Origin of the sequence: Catellatospora paridis (genome assembly GCF_009720365.1) — a bacterium.
In the GTDB taxonomy this organism is placed as follows: domain Bacteria; phylum Actinomycetota; class Actinomycetes; order Mycobacteriales; family Micromonosporaceae; genus Catellatospora; species Catellatospora paridis.
Genome location: NZ_ML769325.1, coordinates 38911 through 59881, shown reverse-complemented (window position 1 = coordinate 59881; position 20971 = coordinate 38911). Strand labels below are relative to the sequence as shown.

The window sequence follows — 20971 nt, the reverse complement described above, 5'->3', positions numbered from 1 at the left end:
GGCGGCGGCGGGCATAGGATGCCGGACATGACGCCGGAGGAGATCGGAGCGCGCCTGGCCGAGTCCGTCGCGGGCGCGCAGGCGGGCGTGTCGGGCGGCGGCCCGTACGCGCGTGCGGTCGTCGATGTGCCCGCCGCGTCCTGGCTGTCCGCGCTGACCGCCGCACGCGACGAGCTGGGCTGCGACTTCTTCGACTGGCTGTCGGCCGTGGACGAGCTGGACGCGGGCTGCGACGTGGTCGCGCACGTGTGGTCGACGGGCCGGCGGCACGGGGTGCTGCTGCGCACCCGGGTGCCGGCCGACGGGACGCTGGAGTCCGCCGTGGACGTGTATCCCGGCGCGGCGTGGCACGAGCGGGAGACGTACGAGATGTTCGGCATCGGCTTCCCCGGCCCGCTCGAACCGCTGCTGCTGCCGCCCGAGTTCGAGGGGCACCCGCTGCGTAAGAGCTTCGTGCTGGCCAGCCGGGTCGCCAAGCCGTGGCCGGGAGCCAAGGAGCCGGGCGAGTCGGAGACCGGCTCCAAGCGCCAGGCCATCCGCCCGCCGGGCGTGCCCGCGCCGGGGGAGTGGGGGCCGGGCGCATGACCTGGGATGTGATCTTGAGGGTCGCGCTGGTGGCGGTGGCGTTCCTGACCCTGCCGCTGATCGTCGGCCAGACCGAGCACAAGGTGATGGCGCACATGCAGGCCCGGCTGGGCCCGATGTACGCGGGCGCCTTCCACGGCTGGGCGCAGCTGATCGCCGACGGCGTGAAGTTCGCGCAGAAGGAGGATGTGACCCCGCGCGCCGCCGACGGCCCCGTGTTCCGGCTCGCACCCGCGGTGGCGCTGCTGCCGTACCTGCTGGTGCTGCTGGTCATCCCGCTCGGCCCGGGTGACCTGGTCGGGCAGCAGCTCGACGTGGGCCTGTTCTTCGTGCTGGCCGTGGTCGGCGTGGGCGTGATCGCGGTGCTGATGGCGGCGTGGGCCTCGGCGAACAAGTACTCGCTGCTCGGCGGCCTGCGCGCGGCGGCGCAGCTGCTCGGGTACGAGCTGCCGTTCGTGCTGTCCGCGGCGAGCGTGGCGATGGCCGCGGGCACGCTCAGCCTGCCCGGCATCGTGGCCGCCTGGCAGCCGTGGTGGCTGCTGTGGCAGCTGCCCGCGACGATCGTCTTCTTCGTGTCGGGTCTGGCCGAGATCCGCCGTCCCCCGTTCGACATGCCGATCGCCGACTCCGAACTGGTCTTCGGCTACCTGACCGAGTACACCGGCCTGCGCTTCGCGTTCTTCCTGCTCGCCGAGTACGTCGGCATCGTGGTGATCTCGGCGCTGACCGCGGCGCTGTTCCTCGGCGGCTGGCACGGCCCGTGGGCCGACTCGGTCGGCTGGCTGTGGATGCTGCTCAAGACCGGCGCCGTGGCGTTCGTCGTGATCTGGCTGCGGGTCTCCTGGCCCCGGCTGCGCGAGGACCAGCTGCAGCGCCTGTGCTGGCTGGTGCTGGTGCCCCTGGCGCTGGCCCAACTGGTGCTGACCGCCGGCGTCCGCGTAGCGCTCGGCTGACGGCCCGCCACTCGCGTGGTGACCCCTTACACGGCAGGATGGAAAGCATGAGCGAGCGCCGCGAGCGAACCATGAGCCCTGGCACTCATGCCGCCGACGAGCGTAGCGAGGAGAAGGCATGAGCATTCCGGGTGCGGGACTGGGCAAGGGGCTGGCGGTCACGCTGAAGACCCTGGTGACCCCGTCGACGACGCAGCAGTATCCGGACGTGGCGCCGGAGCTGCCGCCGCGCTCCCGGGGCGTGATCGCCCTGCGCGAGGAGAACTGCACGGTCTGCATGCTGTGCTCCCGTGAGTGCCCGGACTGGTGCATCTACATCGACTCGCACAAGGAGGAGGTCGTGGTGCCGGGCGCGGCCCGCCCGCGGCAGCGCAACGTCCTCGACCGGTTCGACATCGACTTCTCGCTGTGCATGTACTGCGGCATCTGCATCGAGGTGTGCCCGTTCGACGCCCTCTACTGGTCGCCGGAGTTCGAGTACGCCGAGTACGACATCCGCGACCTGATGCACGACAAGGACCGGCTGGGCGAGTGGATGGCCACCGTGCCGCCGCCGCCCCCGCACGATCCGCTCGGTGAGCCGTCGAAGGAGGAGACCGCTGTGGCCAAGCGCGCGAGCGCCTCGTGACGTTGCAGGACGTGCTGCTCGCGGTGGCCGGCCTGGTCGCGGTGGCGGGCGGCGTCGCGGTGGTGACCACCAAGCAGCTGGTACGGGCCGGCCTGTGGCTCGTCGTCGCGCTCGGCGCGGTCGCGGTGGAGTTCCTGCTGCTGGGCGCGGAGTTCGCGGCCTGGGTGCAGGTGCTCATCTACGTCGGCGCGGTGGTCGTGCTGCTGCTGTTCGCGGTGATGCTGACCCGCGCGCCGATCGGCCGCAGCTCTGATCTTGACCGCTCAGTCCTGCCCGCGGCGCTGATCGGCGCGGCCTCCGGGCTGGGCCTGGCCGCGTTGTTCGTCGGCGTGTTCGGGCAGTTCCAGGTCCCCGCCCCGGCGGTCGGCACCGCCGAGCGCATCGGCGACTCCGTCTTCGGCGACTGGGTGCTGCCGTTCGAGGTGCTGTCGATCCTGCTGCTGGCCGCCCTGGTCGGCGCGATCGTGCTGTCGCGCCCGTCTGCGCCCGCCCCGCAGCCCGACGCCGTGGCGCAGGGGAACAGCCGATGATCCGGCCGGTGATCCCGCTGGTGACCGCGGCGCTGCTGTTCGGCCTGGGCGCGTACGGCGTGCTGCGGCGCCGCAACACGGTGCTCGTGCTGATGTCGGTCGAGCTGATGCTCAACGCGGTGAACCTGATCCTGGTCACCGGCGACACCATGCGCGAGAAGGTGACCGGCCAGGTCTTCGCGCTGTTCGTCATCGTGATCGCGGCGGCCGAGGTGGGCGTGGGCCTGGCGCTGGTGCTGCGGCTGTTCCGGCTGCGCCAGGACATCAACACCGACCAGGTGGCGCTCGACGACGAGCCGCGCGGCGACGCGCCGTCGGAGGAACCGGCGCTCGCCGGTGCGGCGGCCGCAGCGCCCACGCCGGACGGGGAGCAAGCATGATCGCGACACTGGTGCTCGCCCCGCTGGTGTGCGGGCTGGTCGGCCTGCTGCTGCCGATGCGCAACCGGCCGCTCGGGGCGGCCCTGGGCATCGCCGGGGCGGCGGTCAGCCTGGTGCTGACGGTGCTGCTGCTGGCCGACGGCACGCGCGGGGAGTTCTCGACGACCTGGGCCCGCTTCGGCGACCTCGGGGTGACGCTGACCGCGCTGGTCGACACACGGGCGCTGCTGATGTCGCTGGCCGTCGCGGTGGTGGCGCTGTGCGTGCAGGTCTACTCGGTCGGCTACCTGGCCGGGGACGGGCGCTACGGGCCGTACGCCGCCCAGATCTCGATCTTCACGGGCGCGATGCTGACCGTGGTGTTCTCCGGCGACCTGATCTCCCTGCTGATCGGCTGGGAGGTGATGGGCGCCTGCTCGTACCTGCTCATCGCGCACGACCGCACGCTGCCCGAAGCGCCCGCTGCGGCGGTGAAGGCGTTCCTGGTCACCCGGGTCGGCGACATCGGCTTCCTGCTCGGCATCGTGCTGCTGGGCGTCACCGCGGGCAGCTTCCGCATCACCGAGGTGCTGGCGGCGGTGCCGTCGATGTCCGGCACGACGGTGACTGCGGCGGCGCTGCTGCTGCTGGCCGGGGTGGCCGGCAAGAGCGCGCAGTTCCCGCTGCACACCTGGCTGCCCGACGCGATGGCCGGCCCGACGCCGATCTCCGCACTCATCCACGCGGCCACCATGGTCGCCGCCGGTGTGTACGTGGTGGCCCGGCTTTTCCCGGTTTTCGCGGCCTCCCCGACGGCGCTGGCCGTGATGGCGGCGATGGCCGGGGTGACCCTGCTGCTCGGCGCGCTCGCCGCGACCGCCGCCGACGACATCAAGCGCGTGCTGGCCTGGTCGACCGTCTCGCAGCTCGGCTACATGATGGCCGCGCTGTCCGCGAAGGCCGTCGACGCGGCGATGTTCCACCTGCTGGCGCACGCCGCGTTCAAGGCGCTGCTGTTCCTCTGCGCCGGATCGGTGATCCACGCCGTGGGCGGCAACCTGATGTCGCGGATGGGCGGCCTGCGCAAGGACATGCCGCTCACCTTCTGGACCATGACGATCGGCCTCGGCGCGCTGATCGGCCTGCCGCCGTTCGTCGGCTTCTTCAGCAAGGAGGCCGTCGTCGGCGCGCTGCACGCCCAGCCCGCGCTGTGGCTGGCCGCGCTGCTCGGCGTGGCGCTGACCGCCTGGTACTCCACCCGCCTGTGGCTGCTGACCTTCTTCGGCCGCCCGCGCGACGCGTCCGTGCACGCGCACGAGCCCGGCTGGGCCATGCGGGCCCCGCTGCTGCTGCTCGCCGTGCCCGCCGCGGGCCTGGGCGTCGGCGCGCTGGTCGCCGACTACGAACTGGCCCACCTGGGCGTCGAACTGGTGCTGCCGCTGGCGCTGGCCGTGCTCGGCGTCGCCGCTGCCTGGTGGGGCTGGCGGCGCGCCGACGGCGGCGACCCGGCGGCGGTGCTCGGCACGGCCGGGCCGTTCCTGGCCGGCGGCCTAGGCCTGGACACGGTGCAGGACCGCCTCGTCGTCCGGCCGGTCCGGGCGCTGTCCCGGGCGGTCACCCTGGTCGACGTGTCCGGCGTGGACGGCGCGGTCAACGGCCTCGGCCGGGCGACCACCGGCGCGGGCGCGGGACTGGCCGCGTGGCATCGCGCCACGCTGCCGCGGGCGCTGGCCGGAATCCTGGTCGGCGCGGTGCTGGTGACGGTGACGGCGGTGGTGTTCGCATGACGACTTCTGCGTTTCTCCTGGTGGGCGTGTTGGTGGCGCCGCTGCTGGGCGCGGTCGCCGCGCTGCTGTTGCGGGGTCGGGCCGGCACGATCACGGCCACCGTGGCCGCGGCGCTCACCGTGCTGCTGGCGGTCCCGATGTTCTTCTCACGCGGCGTGGTGAAGCCGGTCGGCCGGGGAAGCGGACTGTGGCACGAGGTCGACTGGACCTGGGTGCCCGCGCTGGAGCTGCGGCTGAACCTGGGTGTGGACGGCATCTCCTACCCCCTTGTCGTGCTGACCGCGCTGCTGACGCTGCTGTGCTGCGGCTATCTGGTGTGGCAGCGACCGGAACGGGCCAACCAGCTGGCCGCGCTGCTGCTGGTGATCGAGGTGGGCATCCTCGGCACCTTCCTCGCCTTCAACCTGGTGCTCTTCTTCCTCGCCTTCGAGGTGGTGCTGCTGCCGATGGCGGCGGTCATCGCCGGCTGGGGCGGCCCGGCCCGGCGCGCGGCCGCGCTGAAGTTCGCGCTCTACACCCTGGCCGGGTCGGTGCTGCTGCTGGTCGCCGTGGTCGCCGTGGTGACGCAGACCGGCACCGCCGACATCGGGCGGCTCACCGCCGAACCCGGCCTGCTGTCGCACGACGCCCAGCTGTGGATCTTCGGACTGTTCGCGATCGCGTTCGCCGTCAAGAGCCCGCTGTGGCCGCTGCACACCTGGCTGCCCGACGCGCACACCGAGGCCCCGACCGTGGGCAGCGTGATCCTGGCCGGCGTGCTGCTGAAGATGGGCACGTACGGGCTGATCCGGGTCGGGGTCGGGGTGACGCCGGAGGGCGCCGCGGCGTTCGCGCCCGCGCTGGGCGTGCTCGCGGTCGCCGCGATTCTCATCGGCTCCCTGGTCTGCCTGTCCCAGATCGAGGTCAAGCGCCTGATCGCGTACTCCTCCGTCGGGCACATGGGTTTCGTGCTGCTCGGCATCGCCACCCTCAACGAGATCGGCCTGCAGGCCGCGCTGATCGGCAACATCGCGCACGGCCTGCTCACCGGCCTGCTGTTCTTCCTGGCCGGGGCGATCAAGGACCGCGCGCACACCGGCCTGCTGGCCGACCTGGGCGGCCTGCGCGAGCGCCAGCCCTGGCTGGCCGGCGTGCTCGGCTTCGCCGCGCTGGGCAGCCTCGGCCTGCCCGGCCTCGCCGGATTCTGGGGCGAGGCGTTCGCCGTGGTCGCGTCCGTGCAGCGCGGCGGCACGCTGTGGACCGTGCTGGCCGTGCTGGCCGCGATCGGCGGCGCGCTGACCGCGGCATACCTGCTGCGGCTGCTGCGCCGGGTCAGCCACGGCCCGCAGGCCGCGACGCTGGCGGGCGCGCCCGAGGCCCGGGTTCCCGAACTGGTCGCCTGGTCGCCGTTGGTGGCCCTGGCGCTGCTGCTCGGCGTCATGCCGATGCTGGTGCTGGGCATGTCGGCCGACGCGGTGGCCGCGCTGACGACGGGAGCGGTGACACCGTGAAGCCGATGCCAGGACTGCCCGCCGGGCTGGTGGCCGCGCTGACGACGGGAGCGGTGGCGCCGTGAACCTCCAGCTGATGCTGCCCCTGCTGGTCGCCGCCGGGACCGCGCTCGCGGTGCTGGTCGTCGACCTGATCACGCAACCGCGCTGGCGCTGGCCACTCGGTGTCGGCCTGCTCGGCGCGGTGGCCACCGCGGTGACCGCGGCCGTCACCGTGCCGCGCCAGATCGGCACCTTCTGCGCCGGGCTCGCCGCACCCGGCAGCGACGCGATCATGCCGGTGGACTGCGCGCTCGTCTTCGACTCCCGCGCCCGCCTGGTGTCGGTGCTGGTGGCGGCGCTGACCGTGGGCGCGCTGCTGCTCTACGTCCCGGCGCTGCGCCGCGGCGACGCGCCCGCCGGCGAGACGGTCTTCCTGTTCGCGTGCGCGATGACCGGCGGTGTCGCGCTGGCCGCGGCCGGCGACCTGATCACCCTGATCGTCGCGCTGGAGACGCTGACCATTCCGCTGTACGCCCTGGTGGCGCTGCACCGGCGGCGCGCCGGCGAGGCCGCCGCGGCCGCGGTGACGTTCTTCGCCAACAGCGTGGCCGCGACCGCGGTGACCCTGCTCGGCGCGGCGCTGCTCTACCTCGCCTCGGGCACCGTGCAGCTGCGCGGGCTGGTCTCGGCGCCGCTGTTCGCCACCGGCCAGTGGCGTCCCGTGGCGCTCACCGGCCTGGCGCTGATCCTGGTCGGCCTCGGTTTCAAGGTCGCCGCCGCACCGCTGCACGCCTGGGCCCCCGCCACCTACGAGGGCGCGCCGGTGCCCGTCGCCGCGTTCCTGTCCACCGCCTCCAAACTGGGCGGCGTCGTGGCGATCCTGATCGTCGTCGACGGCGTGCTGGTCACCGGCGCGGCGGGTGACGACCGCGGCATGTTCATCACCGCGGGCATCACCCTGTCCGTGCTGGCCGCCCTGTCGATGCTCATCGGCACCCTGGTCGCGCTGCGCCAGCGCCGCACGGTGCGCCTGCTCGCCTGGTCCTCGATCGCGCAGGCCGGGTTCATCCTCGCGCCGCTGGGCGGGCTCACCGGGCTGGCGCTGGCCGGGCAGGCCGACGGGCTGCTCGACGCCGCGCTCGCGTACACCGTCTTCTTCCTGGTGCTGGAGCTGGCCGCGTTCAGCGCGGTGGTGGCCCTGCGGCCGGACGAGCCGGACGGCGGCACCCTGGCCGACCTGCACGGCCTGGGCCGGACCGCACCGTGGCGGGCGGCCGCGCTGACCTTCGCGCTGGTCGGCCTGGCCGGGCTGCCGCCGATGCTGGCGGGCCTGTTCGCCAAGATCACCGTGATCCAGGCGTTGCTGCGCGTCGACTCCTACCGGCTGGCCCTGCTGGTGGCGCTGGTCTCGGTCGTCGGCCTCGCCGTGTACTGGCGTCCGATCGCCGCCCTGTACCGCTCGGCCGCCGGCCCCGGCGAGCCTGCCCGCGTGCCGTGGGCCCCCGCGGCGGCGCTCGGCCTGGCCACCGCCGCCGGCGTCCTGCTCACCGTCGACCCGCAACTCCTCTACGCCGCCGTCACCGCCTGGCGCTGACCCCCCCGCCGCCCCTGGGCGGACGAAGATCGCTGTTTGGTGTCAGAACCCGGGGTTTGACCGCAGGTCTTGACACGGAACAGCGGTCTTCACAGTGACGGTGCGGCCAAACCCGAGTTTTCAGCATGTTCACAGCGCTCGGCGGGAACGTGGAGACCAGGAGCACTGGTTGAAACGGATGCGCGGTCCACCGACCGCGCCACTCGTGGAGGGAAGGCATGCACAGCCACAACGGCTTGAAGACGGCGGCCCTGCTGGGCCTGCTGACAGCGCTCATCCTCGGCATCGGCTACTGGTTCGGCGGCAGCGCGGGCCTGTTCATCGCCGTCATCGTGGCGCTGCTCATGAACGGTGTGAGCTACTTCTTCTCGGACAAGCTCGCGCTGCGCTCCATGCGCGCCCAACCGGTCAGCGAGGCCGAGTTCCCCCAGCTCTACCAGATGGTGCGGGAACTCGCGCAGCAGGCCGGACAGCCCATGCCCCGCCTGTACGTCAGCCCCACCATGCAGCCCAACGCCTTCGCCACCGGCCGCAACCCGCAGCACGCGGCGGTCGCCGTGACCGAGGGCATCACCCGCATCCTCGACTACCGGGAGCTGCGCGCCGTCATCGGCCACGAGCTGTCGCACGTCTACAACCGCGACATCCTGATCTCCAGCGTCGCCGGGGCGCTCGCCGGCATCATCACCATGCTGGCCAACCTCGCCTGGTTCATCCCGATGGGCGGCGATGACGACGACGGCCCCAACCCGCTCGCGCTGATGATGATGCTGATCCTCGGCCCGCTGGCCGCGACGGTCATCCAGCTGGCGATCAGCCGCAGCCGGGAGTTCCAGGCCGACGCCTCGGGCGCGCAGCTCACCAACGACCCGCTGGCCCTGGCCAGCGCACTCAAGAAGATCCACATGGGCGTACAGCAGATGCCGCTGCCCGCCGAGGGGCAGCTCGCCAGCACGGCCCACCTGATGATCGACAACCCGCTGAAGGGCGGCGGCATCGCGTCGCTGTTCTCCACGCACCCGCCGATGGAGGAGCGGGTCCGCCGCCTGGAGGCCATGGCCGCCAGCTCGGGCCCCATCCAGTACATGCGCTGACGCTGCAGGAAGAGGCCCCGCCACACCGGCGGGGCCTTTTCGTGAAGGCCTCGACGAGTTCGAGGACGGTCGTGCCGGTGCCCGTGCCGAGGTTGATCACGAGGTACCGCGACGAGCCGCCCGGCAGCATGGTGTCCTTCGAGGGCACGCAAGCGGCGGGGCGATGAGGGCGGTCCGGAAGGAAGCACCGTCAACGTGGTGTTGACGGCGCTTCCTCGAAAAACGGGTCCTGCCGCCACGCCGTCTCCGGCCCGGTCGTCAACGGGCGACCCGAGCCGACCGGGCGATGACTGGCGAAACCAGCGTCTGGCCAGCTCAGCTCGGCCATTCCGCGACCTGGCGACGGCGGTCCGACCGGGTCTATCGGTAGTTGGTGAACTGGAGGGCGACGTCGAAGTCGCCTCCCTTGAGCAGGGCGATGACCTCCTGCAGATCGTCCTTCTTCTTGCCGGTCACCCGGAGCTGGTCGCCCTGGATCTGCGCCTGCACGCCCTTCGGGCCCTCGTCGCGGATCTTCTTGGAGATGGCCTTGGCCTTCTCCTGGTCGATACCCTGGATGATCTTGCAGTCGATCTTGTAGATCTTGCCGGAGGACTTCGGCTCGCCGGCGTCCAGCGACTTCAGGGAGATGTTGCGCTTGATCAGCTTCTCCTTGAAGACGTCCAGGGCGGCCTTCGCTCGGTCCTCGGTGTTGGCCTGGATGGTCAGGCCCTCCTCGCCGGCCCAGGCGATGGATGCTCCCGTGTCACGGAAGTCGAACCGCGTCCCCAGCTCCTTCTCGGCCTGGTGCAGCGCGTTGTCCACCTCCTGCCGATCAACCTTGCTGACGATGTCGAACGACGGGTTAGCTGCCATGCGTACCGTTTTAGCAGATCCGGCGGCGCGCCGCGCTCATGGTCCAACCCGGTTGCACATCGTCGCCGGCATACCGCTATCCTTATCGAGCCAACATCGCCTGCGGTGCTGGCGACGCTGTACCAGGCGGGTTGCCCGAGCGGCCAATGGGAGCGGACTGTAAATCCGTCGCGAAAGCTACAGAGGTTCGAATCCTCTACCCGCCACCAACAGCAAAAGAGCCCCTGACCAGGTTTTCCTGGCAGGGGCTCTTTCGTGCCAGTCCAATGGAGACCAGCCCTGGGCGGCTGCGTCCTGTGCTCTGACGGTCGGTGACAGGTGCCTGCCGCTGCCGCCGTCTCCCGACGCCCATCGCGCGGGGTGCCATCGTCGTATACTTGGTGTATGCAGACGAGTATGCGCGTGTCGACGGAGAACCGTGACGCGCTGGCGCGTATCGCGGCTGAGGAGTTGAACGGGGCAAGCCTCGACGAGACGCTACGGGTGCTGATCTGGCAGCACCGGGCGGCGCAGGACGCCGCGCGGCTGGAGGCCGACCCGCAGGCGCTGGCCGAATACCGTGGCGAGGCGCGCGAGTGGGCCGAGCTGGACGCGGCGGTCACTGAGTGACCACGCCTCAGCGGCGCGCGCAGGTCGCTCCCTGGCAGGTCTGGTGGGTGCAGTTCAACCCGCAGGTCGGGCACGAGCAGGCGGGCGAGCGGCCGGCAATCGTGGTTGGTTCGACGCTGGCCTGTTCGCTGCCGAACGGCCTCGCGCTGGTGGTCCCGTGTACGACCACGGACCGCCAGCTTGTCTGGCAGCCTGAGATCAACCTCGCGGGTCGGCGCGGGTTCGCCATGTGCGACCAGGTCAAGGCGCTGTCAACGGATCGGCTGGTGCGCCGGCATCAGGCCACACTGACCAAGCCTGAGCGGCAGTCCATCGCATTTGCGCTCGGGCAGCTCATCGCGCCGGGCTGACCGGTCATGCCGCTGCGGCGTCGGGGGCAGGGAACAAGGGCGACTCGCTGCTGCTGCCGAGGAAGGGCACCTTCTCCACGCCAGGTGCGAAAGAAGGTGCCCTTGCCGTGTCCGCTCAGGGGCGCAGGGCCGGGTCCAGGCCGATCGCGGCGAGTTCGGTCCTGGTGAACGGGCTGCGGGTCATGAAGGCGCCCGTCTCGTCGGTGTCGTGACACTCGATGAAGACGCCGATGCCGCCCGGCTTCGTCATGTTCAGCAGGTAGTCGTAGACGAGGACGTGCTCGCCGTGCGGACCGCGGTACGGCGGGTTCTCGCCCTGCGCGGCGAGCTCGCGTTCCCGCGCGTCGGTCCCGTTGACCGGCGGGTCGGTGGGGTCGTGGTGGACGGTCGGGTAGATGTGGACCGTCACCGCGTACACCTTGCCGTTCTTTGCGAACCGTCCCTGCCAGCGGTAGCTGTCGAGGACGTTGCCCCATGGTGGGGGGCAGGCCTGCGGCACGGCCGACGCTTGGTACGGGGCCTGGGTGATGAGGCCGTCCTTGGGCACGAGCCGGCCGGACGCCGAGGTGACCAGCTCGCACACGTCCATGTACCGGACCAGCGTCTCCAAGCCGGTCACCTGGGGGGCCTCGCGCTTGATCGCACCCCGGACCGCGGCCAGCAGCTGCTCGCCGCGGTCGGCCGGGCTCGCCGACGGTGCGGGCGCGGAAGCCGACGAGGTGAGGATCGCGGGCCGGGTGTCCCGGTCGGCGATCGCGAGCGGTGCACCGACCAGCACGGCGGCGACCGCGGCCGCGCCCAGCGTGATCGCGGCGGTGCGGCGTCTGCGCCGGGCGAGGCCTAGGGCGCGGGGGGTCAGGTTCACGGGCGAGGCCTCGTCGGCGACGTCGGTCAAGGCGGTGCGGACGAGGGTTTCGAACGGACTGTTCATGGCGTCGTCTCCAACACGAGTTCCGCGGCGGGCAGCACTTCCCGCAGGCGGCTGACGGCTCGGGATGTTCGGCTGCGCACCGTGCCGACGGAGCAGCCGAGGATGTCGGCGACCTGGGTCTCCGTCAGATCCTCGTAGTAGCGCAGCACCACGACGGTGCGCTGTGCCGGGGAGAGCAGGCGCAGCGCGGCGCGCATCGTCACACGCAGGTCGGTATGTGTGCTCGGGTCCGGCACGGTCACGTCGGCCGGCGTGGGCATGACCGACTCGCGGATCCGGCCAAGCCGTCGCCACCAGCTCACCTGCTCGCGGTACATCACGGTGCGCACGTAGCCTTCGGGATCCCGGTGGCGCAACGAGCCCCATCGGGCGTACGTCTTGGCCAGCGCCGACTGGACCAGGTCCTCCGCGGCATGCTGGTCACCGGTGAGCAGGTAGGCCACCCGGATCAGCGCCGGCGTGCGCGCCGTGGCGAACTCCGTGAACACTGCTGTGGCGTCTCCGTCCACACCCACCCCTCTCGCTCGGCCTCTTCCACAGCTACAGACGCCTGGGGGTGCCGAAGCTATCCGGCGGGACGGCGGATGGGCTCAGCCCATCCGGTTACCCCGGCGAGGCCCTTTTCCGTACCGTTCGTCCGACCTGGGAGTCGGCTGAAAACCTGCGCTGCGACGCGCGTGGTCGCAACTTCTCGCCATTTGATCGTGGAAGATCTGCCGGGTGGCCGTGCCGGTTCGCCGGCCGGTGGCGAAGATCCGCTCGGCAGTGGCAAAGCGTCACCGGTTATGTGCTTACCGCGATGAGTGCTGCCGGGACACACTGCCCCGATGACGCATCAGACCCCCGGCAACCCCCACCCGGCGCCCTGGCCCGCCGCCCCCAAGACCGGCTTCCTGGCCGGCCTCGGCCCCGGGCAGAAGGCCGGTCTCTTCCTCGGCATCGGCTTCGTGAGCATCGTCCTGGCCTGCTGCGGCGGCTCCGCCTTCCTCGGTGCGATCAGCGGATCGCCGGACGCGGAGCCCACCCGGCCCGTGGCGGCCGCGATGCCGTCCGGCGCGGCCGCGACGGCGGGTGTGGCAGCGGAGGGCCTCACCGTCTCGCCGTCCCCCGAGGCCGGGCTCGTCGAGCCCACCCCGGCGGAGCCCGTGGCCTCGCCCACCCCCGTGCAGCCCGTGGTCGAGAAGCGCACCGTCACGGCGACCAAGACGATCGCGCACGGGGTGAAGCGGGTCAACGACTCCACCCTGGCCAAGGGCAAGACCCGGGTGAAGACCCAGGGTGTGAACGGAACCAGGAAGATCACTTACACGGTGACCCTGACCGACGGCGTGGAGACCTCCCGGGTCCAGGTCCGCGACGAGGTCGTCAAGCAGCCGGTCACCGAGGTGATCCTGGTCGGCACGAAGGTGGCCGCCGCCTCGTCGTGTGACCCGAACTACAGCGGCTGCGTGCCGATCGCCTCGGATGTCGACTGCGCCGGCGGCAGCGGCAACGGCCCCAAGTACGTCCGTGGTCCGATCAGGGTGATCGGCTCGGACATCTACGACCTGGACAGCGACAACGACGGCGTCGCCTGCGAGTGATTCCCCGCGCGAACCTCGGTCCCGCACCGTCGCCAGAGCGAGGGCGCGGGACCGAGCCCGATCGCCGTGGCGGCCGCGGTCAGACCTGCGGTGTTCGCCTTGAGAGCGACCTGGATCTCGGCGTCCGCGCTGGTCAGGGCACCCGGCCTGCGGCGATCAACGCGGCGGTGGGCAGCGCCAGCCGGCCGTTCTGGTCCAGGTGGGGTGCCACGATCAGGTCGTACTGTGCCTTGACCGCGGCGACCTCGGCGGCGCTCAGGGCGCCGAGCATCGCGCCGAGCACGCCTATCCCATTCGCCGGACCGGCCCACCAGTCCTCCGGGTCGGCCCGGTGAATCCAGGTGACGGTGTGCGCCGAGACCTCCACCAGCCCCGCACCGCGCAGCAGGTTCGCCAGGCCGTCCTCGTCGCGGGTGAAGTTCCGCTCCGCGGCGACCGTCGGCGCGGAGTCCGGGCGGCGTAGGTCGCAGGCTGTCGCCACGGAGCCCAAGAGCTGCTGCAGCGGCGGTGCGGGAGCCGGCCACACGCTCACCGCCACCCGGCCGCCGGGGCGGGTGACCCGCCGCAGCTCCGAGGCTGCCGCGGCGGGGTCGCCGACGTGGTTGACGACGAAATTGCCCACGGTGCCGTCGAAGCAGCGGTCGTCGAGTGGCAGGTCCGGCAGGACGCCGAGGCGCACGTCGGCGGCGGGCGCCTCGCGGCGGGCCGCTTCGACCATGCTCTGCTCGGCGTCGACCGCGGTGACCAGCGCGCCGCGTGCCGCCGCGAGCGCCGCGACGGTGCCGGTTCCGGTGCCGACGTCCAGCAGCCGCGTCCGCTCGCCCACCCCGGCCGCGTCGAGCAGCGCGGGAGCGGTGTGCCCGCACAGGGCGGCGAAGCTGCGTCGGTACGCCGAGGCGCGGCCCTGCCACAGGCGGCGCTCGTAGTCGTCGAAGGGTGTCGTCACGACCGCACCCTACCGGCGACTCGTCTCCCGCCACTGCGCGGCGAGCAGTGAGTAGACGTGGACGTCGTGGTTCTCGCCGTGGTGGGGGAAGGCTTCGCGCAGCACGCCGTCGAGGGTCATGCCCAGCCGCTCGGCGCAGGCGATGCTGCGGGTGTTGCCGGGCACGGTGCGCCACTCGATGCGGTTGATGCCGCGCTCGTCCACCGCCCAGGCGATCATGCTTGCGGCGGCCTGCGTGATCAGTCCCCGCCCCTGGGCGTCCGGGGCCAGCCACACCCCGATCTCGGCGGTGCGGAAGCGGGTGTCGAAGGTGCGGAACAGCGTGCCGCCGACCAGCTCGCCGTCGAGCCAGATCCCGTAGATGCGGCCGCCGTCGCGGGCGGAGTCGTCGGCGTATCGCTGGAGCCAGGCCCGGGTCTGCGGCTCGTCGGTGAGCGCGACGGCCCAGGGCAGCCACGGTGCGAGGTGGTCGCGGTGCCGCTCGATGAAAGCCGCGAACTGCGCCGCGTAGTGCGGCTCCAGGGCGCGCATCTCGGCGGTGTCGGTGAGGGGGTGGGTCAGCAACGAGCGCTCCTGTTCACGTACCAAACGTTTGTTATGTATCTTGGTGTCAGCTTAGCCGACGGAAGGAGAGCGGCGGTGCCCGCACGCGGTGACCACGACGCCCGGCGTCGCGACGTGTCGCAGGCGGTCTGGGAGGTGCTCGCGGCCGGCGGCTTCGGCGGACTGACCCTGCGCGCCGTCGCCGCGCACATGGGCGCCTCGACCGGGCTGCTCACGCATTACTTCCCCAGTAAGAAGGCGCTCGTGCGGTATGCGTTGGAGGTCGCGCAGGAGCACACCCAGGAGCGCGACCGCTTCCCGGCCGAGGGCGAGGGGCTGCCCGGCCTGCGGGCCGCTCTGCTGGACGTGATGCCGCTGACCCCGCAGAGCGCCGCGATGAACAGGGTGTGGGTCAGCTTCTGGGACGCCGCGCTGGGCGACGACGAACTCGCCGCGGCCGAGCTGCGCCGTTATGAACGGTGGCGGGGCATGCTGCGCCCGCACGTCGACGCGGCGCTCCGGCTGGGACAGCTGCCCGCCGACGCCGACCCCGCCGACGTCGTGGCCACCGCGGCCGGGTTCGGGCACGGGCTGGTGGTGCAGGCCCTCTTCGATCCGGCCCGGTTCCCACCGCAGCGGCAGGTCAGGCTCGTCGACGACTTCGTCGCGCGGCTGGCGCGCTGAGCCGTCGCGGCCTCACCCGACCGCGTGCTCGTGCGGACCCGGCCGAGCACCGGTGCTGCCGGTCGCGGCGGCGGGTGCCGCGACCGTGCCGAGGCGGGTGGGGAACGGCACGTCCGGACAGAATGGACCGCCGACGCGTGCCGCCGCCGCGGCGACCGGCGAGCGGGGCGCCTCGCGGTGGCGTCCCCGGGCGCGCGGTCAGCGGTGCAGGTGCTCCAGGTTGCGCCACTCGCCCTGCGCGCACAGGCCGTCGGCGACCCGCCGGGCCTCCCGTTCGGTGGCGTACTCCCGCATCACGGACCTGCCGTGCCGGCGGTGCTCCACCTCCCACGGCCCGGCCGGGTTGACGCGCAGGAACACGTCCTGGCGCCGGTAGCTGGCGGTGGTGCCGTTCCATCGGTGCTCTACCAGTCGCATCATGGCGCGTATCGTACACATGTTCGAACGGACGCAGAAGCCTATCCGGGCGTGTGCCGGAGACGTACAGTGTTGCTTCATGCTCCTGCCGTCAGGAGGTTTGGTTCTGCCGGACACGCGAATCACGACCGAACGGCTAGAAATCAGCGTGTCGGCGGCGTGGCACGCCCTGCGGGCTTCCTCCGGCATACGCGGTTGTGGCACGATCCATGACAGCCCCCTGACCTTTCTGCTGTCCTATGGAGTCGACGATGCGTACAAGCAGGCTTGGCCGCTTGATGAGCCGCAGTGCGATAATCGCGGCTTTCGGCGTCGCCGTGCTCGGCGCGGGGAGCCCGGCCTCGGCCGACACGGAAACCGTGGACTGGACGACGATCGGTGACGAGAGCACGACGCAGACCGTCGACTGGACGGTGATCCCGGCCTTCGGAGCGGACGGCACGGTCGAAGATCGCAGCACGCTGAAGGGCGGCCTCGACGCACGCCGGCCCTGGACCGGGTTCGAGGAGCTAACGGTCGACTGGACCTGAGCATTGCCGCCGTTGGGTCGGCAGGCGCGAGTGGAACGGACGGGCGGCGGTGGCCAGCAGTTCTGATCGACGAGTGAGGCGCTCTGCCGAGCTTGCTTGGCTGATCACCGGCCCGTTGGCCCTGCTGACGCTCGGTCTCACCGCGATCGTCTTCCGATGGGACGACCAGCCTTACGGCGCCTGGCTGCTGGGCCTGCTCTTCTTCGTGCTGTTCCTCGGCGCCGAGATGACCACGCTGCAATTCGAGGTGCGCCGCCACGGGTTCGTGATCTCGCTCGCCGACATCCCGTTCCTGCTGGCCCTGGCCTATCTACCACCGGTGACTCTGCTCCTGGTGCGCATCGCCGCCCATGCGCTGGTGCAGGTGCACAGACGCGCGGTGCCGGTGAAGGCGATCTTCAACACGACCTCCATGGGCGCGAGCGTCGCCTGCGCCAACCTGGTCGTCCTGCGCTGGGGCCCGATCGACCCCGACCAGGCGAGCAGCTGGCTGGTCCTGGTCGTCGCGGTGCTGGTGAGTCACCTCGTCTCGATGGCTGCGGTGATCGGTGTGATCACCCTGGTGCAGGGCCGCTTCGCGCCGCAGGAGACGGCGTCGACGCTGCTGCCCAGCTTCATCGTCGCGGTCATCAACGCCTCGGTCGGGCTGGCCGTGCTGTTGATCCTGCGGGAGGGCGTCGCCGCCTTCCTGCTGATGGCGGTGCTGGTCGCGTTCTTCGTGGTGGCCTACCGGTCCTATGCGAAGTCCATGAACCAGAACCGCACCCTGACCGAGATCTACGACCTCACCGGCGCGATCTCGGAGACGCCGCCCGACGGCACGCTGCCTGACGTCCTGCTGGCCCGGGTGCGCCAACTGCTGCAGGCCGAGTACGCCACGCTGTGGCTGCCCGCTCAGGGCCGCCATCCGGAGGTGCTGCTCAGCGCGCGCGCCGACGACAAGGGACTGCTCGACGTGGCCGGTGCGCCGGAATCGCTGCGCAAGCAGGCGGTGGAGACCGGCCAGACCGTGGCGGCGGGCGCGAAGCTCGGGGACGACGTCCTGCGCTCGCAGCTGCGTGAGTTCGGCGCGAAGGACGCCATCATCGTGCCGTTGCGCGCCAGCTCCGCGGTGATCGGCACGCTCGAGGTGGCGGGCCGGCTGGGCGACAACCTCAACTTCGGCCCCGGGGACGTGCGCCTGCTGGAGGCCGTCGCCGCGCACGCCGCGGTGGCGGTGGAGAACAACCGTCTCGTCGACCGGCTGCGCTTCGACGCCTACCACGACGCGCTGACCGCCCTGCCCAACCGCCGCCGCATCAGCCAGGCGCTGGAGGAGGCGGTGCGGGTGCGGGCGCCGGGCGAGGTCGTGGCCGTGCTGATGTTCGACGTCGACGGGCTGCGCGACGTCAACGACTCGCTCGGGCACGCCGCCGGTGACCAACTGCTGGCCGAGGTGGCGACGCGGCTGCGCACCCTGTCGACGCCCGCGGCACTGGTGGGCCGCGTCGGCGGCGACGAGTTCGTGGTGACGCTGCGCCTGCCCAATGCCGAGGCCGCCCTGGAACTCGCCGCCGAGCTGCGCGGACAGTTGCAGGACCCGATGACGTTCGGTTCGCTGACCCTGGACGTGGACACCGCGGTCGGGGTGAGCCTGCACCCGGAGCACGGCTCCGACCCGGCGACGCTGCTGCAGCGCGCCGACGTGGCCACCCATGCGGCGAAGTCGCTGGCCGGCGGGGTGCAGCTGTTCGACCTGGCGCTGGAGTCGCGCTCGGTGCGCCGGCTCGGCCTGGCCGGGGACCTGCGCCGCGCCCTGGACAACGACGAGCTGGAGGTCTACTTCCAGCCCAAGGTGACCCTGCGGGACCGCCGCCTGGTCGGCGTGGAGTGCCTGGCCCGCTGGGAGCACCCGACCCACGGCGCGGTGCAGCCGGAGGACTTCGTCGCGGTGGCGGAGCACACCGGGCAGCTGTCCCGGCTCACCGAGGTGGTGATGCGGGAGGGCCTGCGCCGGGCACGCCAGTGGGTGGACGCGGGACGGCCGCTGTCGGTCGCGGTGAACCTGTCGCCGCGCACGCTGGTCGACCCGGCCTTCCCGGACCGGGTCGACGACCTGCTCCAGGAGTACGGCGTGTCACCCGACCGGCTGACCCTGGAGATCACCGAGGACGGGGTGGTGGACGGGGTCGACCGGCTGCTGCCGACCCTGCGCCGGCTCTACGACCTGGGCGTGCATCTGAGCGTGGACGACTTCGGCACCGGCTATTCGTCGCTGTCGTACCTGCGCCGGCTGCCGGTGCACGAGGTGAAGGTGGACCGCTCGTTCGTGCAGGGCATGGCGACCGATCCGGGCGACCTGGCCATCGTGCGGGCTGTGGTGGACATCTCGCGGCATTTCGGCCTCAGCGTGGTCGCCGAGGGCGTGGAGAGCGAGCTGACGCTGGAGCTGCTCGAGGAGATCGGCTGCGACATCGGGCAGGGCTTCCTGTTCAGCCGCCCGCTGCCGTACGAGCGGCTGGAAGCCTGGCTGGGCGCGCAGACCGACGCCGAGCCGACCCCGCTGGGCGAGGTCCGGCGGCTGCGCGCGGTGGGCTGATCCACAGCGCGCCGCGCCGGGGGTATCCCGATTTCCACGGCGGCTCGTTGTTGTGTACTCTTACCAAGGCGCGCGGCGAGGTGGGAAATCACCTGGCTACGAGCACGCCCCCTTAGCTCAGTCGGCAGAGCGTCTCCATGGTAAGGAGAAGGTCTACGGTTCGATTCCGTAAGGGGGCTCGACCGGACTCCCGGTGCATCCACCGGGAGTGCCCGCCACGGCGGTGTAGCTCAGATGGCAGAGCAAGCGGCTCATAATCGCTGTGTCGCCGGTTCAATTCCGGCCACCGCTACGTTGTGTTGATTCGCTGGTGCGTGTCGCCAGTCAACGCGAGATCGCAGACCGGCGAGGTATTCCCTGGTCGCGGTGTAAGGATCGCCACGGCGACCCTTTTTGCATGTCTGGATGGACGTCGTCTATCTTGGTATGCCGGTAACTAAAGCAGCTTGTTCTAGAAAGGCACTCCCGTGGCCAAGGCGACTGACGTACGTCCAAAGATCACCATGGCGTGCGTGGACTGCAAGGAGCGGAACTACATCACCAAGAAGAACCGGCGTAACGACCCGGATCGGATTGAGCTGAAGAAGTTCTGCCCGCGCTGCGGCAAGCACACCGCGCACCGCGAGACCCGCTGACCTTCCCGGTCCAGCAGACGTTCCCGGCAGGGGGCGGCCCATCGGGCCGCCCCCTGCTGGCATAGGTTCACCGGTATGCCGTTGGACCAGTCATTCACCGGTCGGACCTATCCGCCGACCGAGCCCTACCAGGTGGGCCGCGAGAAGATCAGGGAGTTCGCCACCGCCGTCGGCGCCGCCGACGCCCTGTACCACGACGTGGAGGCCGCGCAGAATGCCGGCTACCGCGACGTGGTGGCGCCGCCCACCTTCCCGATCGTCCTGAGCTTCGCCGCCATGGAGCAGATCGTCACCGACCCGGAACTGGGTATGGACTACACCCGCGTGGTCCACGGCGACCAGCGCTTCTCCTACCGCCGTCCGATCGTCGCGGGGGACGAGCTGGTGGTCGTCAGCAGCATCGACGACATCACGCACCGCGGCGGCCACGACTTCCTGACCACCCGCGCCGAGCTGGCCACGCCGGCCGGCGAGCCCGTGGTGACCGTGGTGTGCAAGCTCGTCGTCCGAGGGCAGGGTGAGTGAGATGGCGTACGAGAAGGGGCAGCAGCTGCCCTTGCAGACGTTCCGGGTGACCCGGGCCGACCTGGTCCGCTACGCGGGCGCGTCGGGCGACTTCAACCCGATCCACTGGAACGAGCGCACCGCCGTCGGCGTGGGCCTGCCCGGCGTGATCGCGCACGGCATGTACACCATGGCGCTGGCGGGCCGGGCCGTGACCGGCTGGGTCGGCTCCGCCGACGCGGTGCTGGACATCGGGGTCAGGTTCACCCGTCCGGTGCCGGTGCCGGACACCGACGAGGGCACCGAGGTGGAGTTCACCGCGGTGATCAAGAGCGTGTCCGAGGACGGACTGGTCACTTTCGACCTCACCGCGATCTGCGCCGGCGAGAAGGTGTTGGCGCAGGCCAGGGTCGTGGTCAAGCAGATCTGAGGACTGTTCGGCTGGGCGGCCGACCGGCGGCGAGAGAAAATAGGGAGTGCCAGTTGGCCCACTCGCCTGTCTACCCGTACACTGGTCGGCCGTGGGGTTAGTGAACTCCGCCGGTGCTTTTCGGCCTCGGCAGGGTGCTCTTTCCCGCACAGGGGTGTGGCGCAATTGGCAGCGCAGCGGTCTCCAAAACCGCAGGTTGCAGGTTCGAGTCCTGTCGCCCCTGCGGCTTTGGCCTACCGGCCCGCGGTGGGCGATCATGGGAATCGGCCCACCGGATGTCTTCCGCGACGTCCTCGGCTGGTGGACCATGGTCGTATGGCCCGTATCGGCCCCCACAGTTGGGGGGCGGGCCGGATGTGACAGGTGCTCCTCGT

Annotated in this window: 24 protein-coding genes and 4 tRNA genes; 22 read left to right on the top strand and 6 right to left on the bottom strand. The window is 71.3% G+C overall.

Annotated features, from left to right (window positions below; genetic code table 11):
• Window positions 1-27: 27 nt before the first annotated feature.
• From F9C41_RS28265 to htpX, 9 genes are all read left to right on the top strand, one after another.
• Window positions 28-585, top strand: coding sequence for an NADH-quinone oxidoreductase subunit C (locus F9C41_RS28265; RefSeq protein WP_155389869.1), 558 nt, complete (start codon window positions 28-30; stop codon window positions 583-585).
• Entirely contained in the window at window positions 582-1538 is a 957-nt protein-coding gene (locus F9C41_RS28260; RefSeq protein WP_155389868.1) for a complex I subunit 1/NuoH family protein, read from the top strand. Before F9C41_RS28265 ends, F9C41_RS28260 begins: the two co-directional genes overlap by 4 nt.
• Window positions 1539-1656: 118 nt before the next feature.
• On the top strand, window positions 1657-2166 hold the full coding sequence (locus tag F9C41_RS28255; RefSeq protein ID WP_120317202.1) for a NuoI/complex I 23 kDa subunit family protein: 510 nt from the start codon (window positions 1657-1659) through the stop codon (window positions 2164-2166).
• Window positions 2163-2696, top strand: a complete 534-nt coding sequence (locus tag F9C41_RS28250; protein ID WP_155389867.1) for an NADH-quinone oxidoreductase subunit J family protein — start codon at window positions 2163-2165, stop codon at window positions 2694-2696. The genes F9C41_RS28255 and F9C41_RS28250 overlap by 4 nt, the downstream gene beginning before the upstream one ends.
• The gene (gene nuoK / locus F9C41_RS28245; protein ID WP_155389889.1) at window positions 2696-3076 is read left to right on the top strand and encodes an NADH-quinone oxidoreductase subunit NuoK; all 381 of its coding nucleotides are present in this window, start codon (window positions 2696-2698) and stop codon (window positions 3074-3076) included. The genes F9C41_RS28250 and nuoK overlap by 1 nt, the downstream gene beginning before the upstream one ends.
• The gene (locus F9C41_RS28240) at window positions 3073-4842 is read left to right on the top strand and encodes an NADH-quinone oxidoreductase subunit 5 family protein (RefSeq protein WP_155389866.1); all 1770 of its coding nucleotides are present in this window, start codon (window positions 3073-3075) and stop codon (window positions 4840-4842) included. Before nuoK ends, F9C41_RS28240 begins: the two co-directional genes overlap by 4 nt.
• Window positions 4839-6332, top strand: coding sequence for a complex I subunit 4 family protein (locus F9C41_RS28235; protein ID WP_155389865.1), 1494 nt, complete (start codon window positions 4839-4841; stop codon window positions 6330-6332). Before F9C41_RS28240 ends, F9C41_RS28235 begins: the two co-directional genes overlap by 4 nt.
• A 76-nt stretch (window positions 6333-6408) precedes the next feature.
• Window positions 6409-7908 carry an NADH-quinone oxidoreductase subunit N gene (locus tag F9C41_RS28230; protein WP_155389888.1) on the top strand — a complete coding sequence of 500 codons (1500 nt, stop codon included), beginning with the start codon at window positions 6409-6411 and terminating at the stop codon, window positions 7906-7908.
• A 218-nt stretch (window positions 7909-8126) separates the two neighbouring features.
• Window positions 8127-9002, top strand: coding sequence for a zinc metalloprotease HtpX (htpX, locus tag F9C41_RS28225; RefSeq protein ID WP_155389864.1), 876 nt, complete (start codon window positions 8127-8129; stop codon window positions 9000-9002).
• A gap of 360 nt (window positions 9003-9362) precedes the next feature.
• Here the strand turns inward: htpX and F9C41_RS28220 are convergent, their stop codons facing one another.
• A complete protein-coding gene (locus tag F9C41_RS28220) occupies window positions 9363-9857 on the bottom strand; it encodes a YajQ family cyclic di-GMP-binding protein (protein ID WP_155389863.1) in 495 nt (164 codons plus the stop codon).
• Window positions 9858-9982: 125 nt separating this feature from the next.
• Here F9C41_RS28220 and F9C41_RS28215 point away from each other — a divergent pair.
• The 3 genes from F9C41_RS28215 (at window position 9983) to F9C41_RS28205 (ending at window position 10816) form a co-directional block, all read left to right on the top strand.
• A tRNA-Tyr gene (locus F9C41_RS28215) sits at window positions 9983-10066 on the top strand.
• A gap of 175 nt (window positions 10067-10241) precedes the next feature.
• A complete protein-coding gene (locus F9C41_RS28210; protein WP_155389862.1) occupies window positions 10242-10466 on the top strand; it encodes a hypothetical protein in 225 nt (74 codons plus the stop codon).
• On the top strand, window positions 10463-10816 hold the full coding sequence (locus F9C41_RS28205; RefSeq protein WP_155389861.1) for a type II toxin-antitoxin system PemK/MazF family toxin: 354 nt from the start codon (window positions 10463-10465) through the stop codon (window positions 10814-10816). Before F9C41_RS28210 ends, F9C41_RS28205 begins: the two co-directional genes overlap by 4 nt.
• A gap of 115 nt (window positions 10817-10931) precedes the next feature.
• Here F9C41_RS28205 and F9C41_RS28200 read toward each other — a convergent pair whose 3' ends face one another.
• Window positions 10932-11747 carry a hypothetical protein gene (locus F9C41_RS28200; RefSeq protein ID WP_155389860.1) on the bottom strand — a complete coding sequence of 272 codons (816 nt, stop codon included), beginning with the start codon at window positions 11745-11747 and terminating at the stop codon, window positions 10932-10934.
• The gene (locus tag F9C41_RS28195) at window positions 11744-12256 is read right to left on the bottom strand and encodes a SigE family RNA polymerase sigma factor (protein ID WP_155389859.1); all 513 of its coding nucleotides are present in this window, start codon (window positions 12254-12256) and stop codon (window positions 11744-11746) included. Before F9C41_RS28195 ends, F9C41_RS28200 begins: the two co-directional genes overlap by 4 nt.
• Before the next feature lie 318 nt (window positions 12257-12574).
• Between F9C41_RS28195 and F9C41_RS41550 the strand changes: the two genes are divergently transcribed.
• Window positions 12575-13330 (top strand): G5 domain-containing protein, encoded by a 756-nt coding sequence (locus F9C41_RS41550; protein WP_230690078.1) that lies wholly within the window; start codon window positions 12575-12577, stop codon window positions 13328-13330.
• A gap of 133 nt (window positions 13331-13463) precedes the next feature.
• Here the strand turns inward: F9C41_RS41550 and F9C41_RS28185 are convergent, their stop codons facing one another.
• Together F9C41_RS28185 and F9C41_RS28180 are read right to left on the bottom strand one after the other, a co-directional pair.
• Entirely contained in the window at window positions 13464-14276 is an 813-nt protein-coding gene (locus tag F9C41_RS28185) for a class I SAM-dependent methyltransferase (protein ID WP_155389858.1), read from the bottom strand.
• 9 nt (window positions 14277-14285) lie between these two features.
• Complete coding sequence (locus F9C41_RS28180) at window positions 14286-14840, bottom strand: GNAT family N-acetyltransferase (protein ID WP_155389857.1); 555 nt, start codon at window positions 14838-14840, stop codon at window positions 14286-14288.
• 75 nt (window positions 14841-14915) lie between these two features.
• Between F9C41_RS28180 and F9C41_RS28175 the strand changes: the two genes are divergently transcribed.
• Window positions 14916-15503 (top strand): TetR/AcrR family transcriptional regulator, encoded by a 588-nt coding sequence (locus tag F9C41_RS28175; RefSeq protein ID WP_230690077.1) that lies wholly within the window; start codon window positions 14916-14918, stop codon window positions 15501-15503.
• 198 nt (window positions 15504-15701) lie between these two features.
• Here F9C41_RS28175 and F9C41_RS28170 read toward each other — a convergent pair whose 3' ends face one another.
• Window positions 15702-15923: a hypothetical protein gene (locus tag F9C41_RS28170; RefSeq protein WP_120317162.1), complete on the bottom strand. Its 222-nt coding sequence runs from the start codon at window positions 15921-15923 to the stop codon at window positions 15702-15704.
• 236 nt (window positions 15924-16159) lie between these two features.
• Here F9C41_RS28170 and F9C41_RS28165 point away from each other — a divergent pair, with 236 nt between their 5' ends.
• The 8 genes from F9C41_RS28165 (at window position 16160) to F9C41_RS28130 (ending at window position 20820) form a co-directional block, all read left to right on the top strand.
• Window positions 16160-16450 carry a hypothetical protein gene (locus tag F9C41_RS28165; protein ID WP_155389856.1) on the top strand — a complete coding sequence of 97 codons (291 nt, stop codon included), beginning with the start codon at window positions 16160-16162 and terminating at the stop codon, window positions 16448-16450.
• Window positions 16451-16523: 73 nt separating this feature from the next.
• On the top strand, window positions 16524-19028 hold the full coding sequence (locus F9C41_RS28160; RefSeq protein WP_155389855.1) for a putative bifunctional diguanylate cyclase/phosphodiesterase: 2505 nt from the start codon (window positions 16524-16526) through the stop codon (window positions 19026-19028).
• A 106-nt stretch (window positions 19029-19134) separates the two neighbouring features.
• Window positions 19135-19207: transfer RNA gene (locus F9C41_RS28155), tRNA-Thr, on the top strand.
• Window positions 19208-19247: 40 nt separating this feature from the next.
• Window positions 19248-19320: transfer RNA gene (locus F9C41_RS28150), tRNA-Met, on the top strand.
• 175 nt (window positions 19321-19495) lie between these two features.
• Window positions 19496-19663 carry a 50S ribosomal protein L33 gene (gene rpmG / locus F9C41_RS28145; RefSeq protein WP_018347744.1) on the top strand — a complete coding sequence of 56 codons (168 nt, stop codon included), beginning with the start codon at window positions 19496-19498 and terminating at the stop codon, window positions 19661-19663.
• A gap of 75 nt (window positions 19664-19738) precedes the next feature.
• Complete coding sequence (locus F9C41_RS28140; protein WP_155389854.1) at window positions 19739-20188, top strand: MaoC family dehydratase N-terminal domain-containing protein; 450 nt, start codon at window positions 19739-19741, stop codon at window positions 20186-20188.
• A 1-nt stretch (window position 20189) separates the two neighbouring features.
• Window positions 20190-20597 (top strand): MaoC family dehydratase, encoded by a 408-nt coding sequence (locus tag F9C41_RS28135; protein WP_155389853.1) that lies wholly within the window; start codon window positions 20190-20192, stop codon window positions 20595-20597.
• A gap of 150 nt (window positions 20598-20747) precedes the next feature.
• A tRNA-Trp gene (locus F9C41_RS28130) sits at window positions 20748-20820 on the top strand.
• Window positions 20821-20971: the final 151 nt, after the last annotated feature.

What these genes read in the sequence shown, in the direction of transcription:
- F9C41_RS28265 (WP_155389869.1), top strand. Translation starts at nt 28, where the DNA reads ATGACGCCGGAGGAGATCGGAGCGCGCCTGGCCGAGTCCGTCGCGGGC.
- F9C41_RS28260 (WP_155389868.1), top strand. Translation starts at nt 582, where the DNA reads ATGACCTGGGATGTGATCTTGAGGGTCGCGCTGGTGGCGGTGGCGTTC.
- F9C41_RS28255 (WP_120317202.1), top strand. Translation starts at nt 1,657, where the DNA reads ATGAGCATTCCGGGTGCGGGACTGGGCAAGGGGCTGGCGGTCACGCTG.
- F9C41_RS28240 (WP_155389866.1), top strand. Translation starts at nt 3,073, where the DNA reads ATGATCGCGACACTGGTGCTCGCCCCGCTGGTGTGCGGGCTGGTCGGC.
- F9C41_RS28235 (WP_155389865.1), top strand. Translation starts at nt 4,839, where the DNA reads ATGACGACTTCTGCGTTTCTCCTGGTGGGCGTGTTGGTGGCGCCGCTG.
- F9C41_RS28230 (WP_155389888.1), top strand. Translation starts at nt 6,409, where the DNA reads ATGCTGCCCCTGCTGGTCGCCGCCGGGACCGCGCTCGCGGTGCTGGTC.
- htpX (WP_155389864.1), top strand. Translation starts at nt 8,127, where the DNA reads ATGCACAGCCACAACGGCTTGAAGACGGCGGCCCTGCTGGGCCTGCTG.
- F9C41_RS28220 (WP_155389863.1), bottom strand. Translation starts at nt 9,857, where the DNA reads ATGGCAGCTAACCCGTCGTTCGACATCGTCAGCAAGGTTGATCGGCAG.
- F9C41_RS28210 (WP_155389862.1), top strand. Translation starts at nt 10,242, where the DNA reads ATGCAGACGAGTATGCGCGTGTCGACGGAGAACCGTGACGCGCTGGCG.
- F9C41_RS28200 (WP_155389860.1), bottom strand. Translation starts at nt 11,747, where the DNA reads ATGAACAGTCCGTTCGAAACCCTCGTCCGCACCGCCTTGACCGACGTC.
- F9C41_RS41550 (WP_230690078.1), top strand. Translation starts at nt 12,575, where the DNA reads ATGACGCATCAGACCCCCGGCAACCCCCACCCGGCGCCCTGGCCCGCC.
- F9C41_RS28170 (WP_120317162.1), bottom strand. Translation starts at nt 15,923, where the DNA reads ATGATGCGACTGGTAGAGCACCGATGGAACGGCACCACCGCCAGCTAC.
- F9C41_RS28165 (WP_155389856.1), top strand. Translation starts at nt 16,160, where the DNA reads ATGGAGTCGACGATGCGTACAAGCAGGCTTGGCCGCTTGATGAGCCGC.
- F9C41_RS28140 (WP_155389854.1), top strand. Translation starts at nt 19,739, where the DNA reads ATGCCGTTGGACCAGTCATTCACCGGTCGGACCTATCCGCCGACCGAG.
- F9C41_RS28135 (WP_155389853.1), top strand. Translation starts at nt 20,190, where the DNA reads ATGGCGTACGAGAAGGGGCAGCAGCTGCCCTTGCAGACGTTCCGGGTG.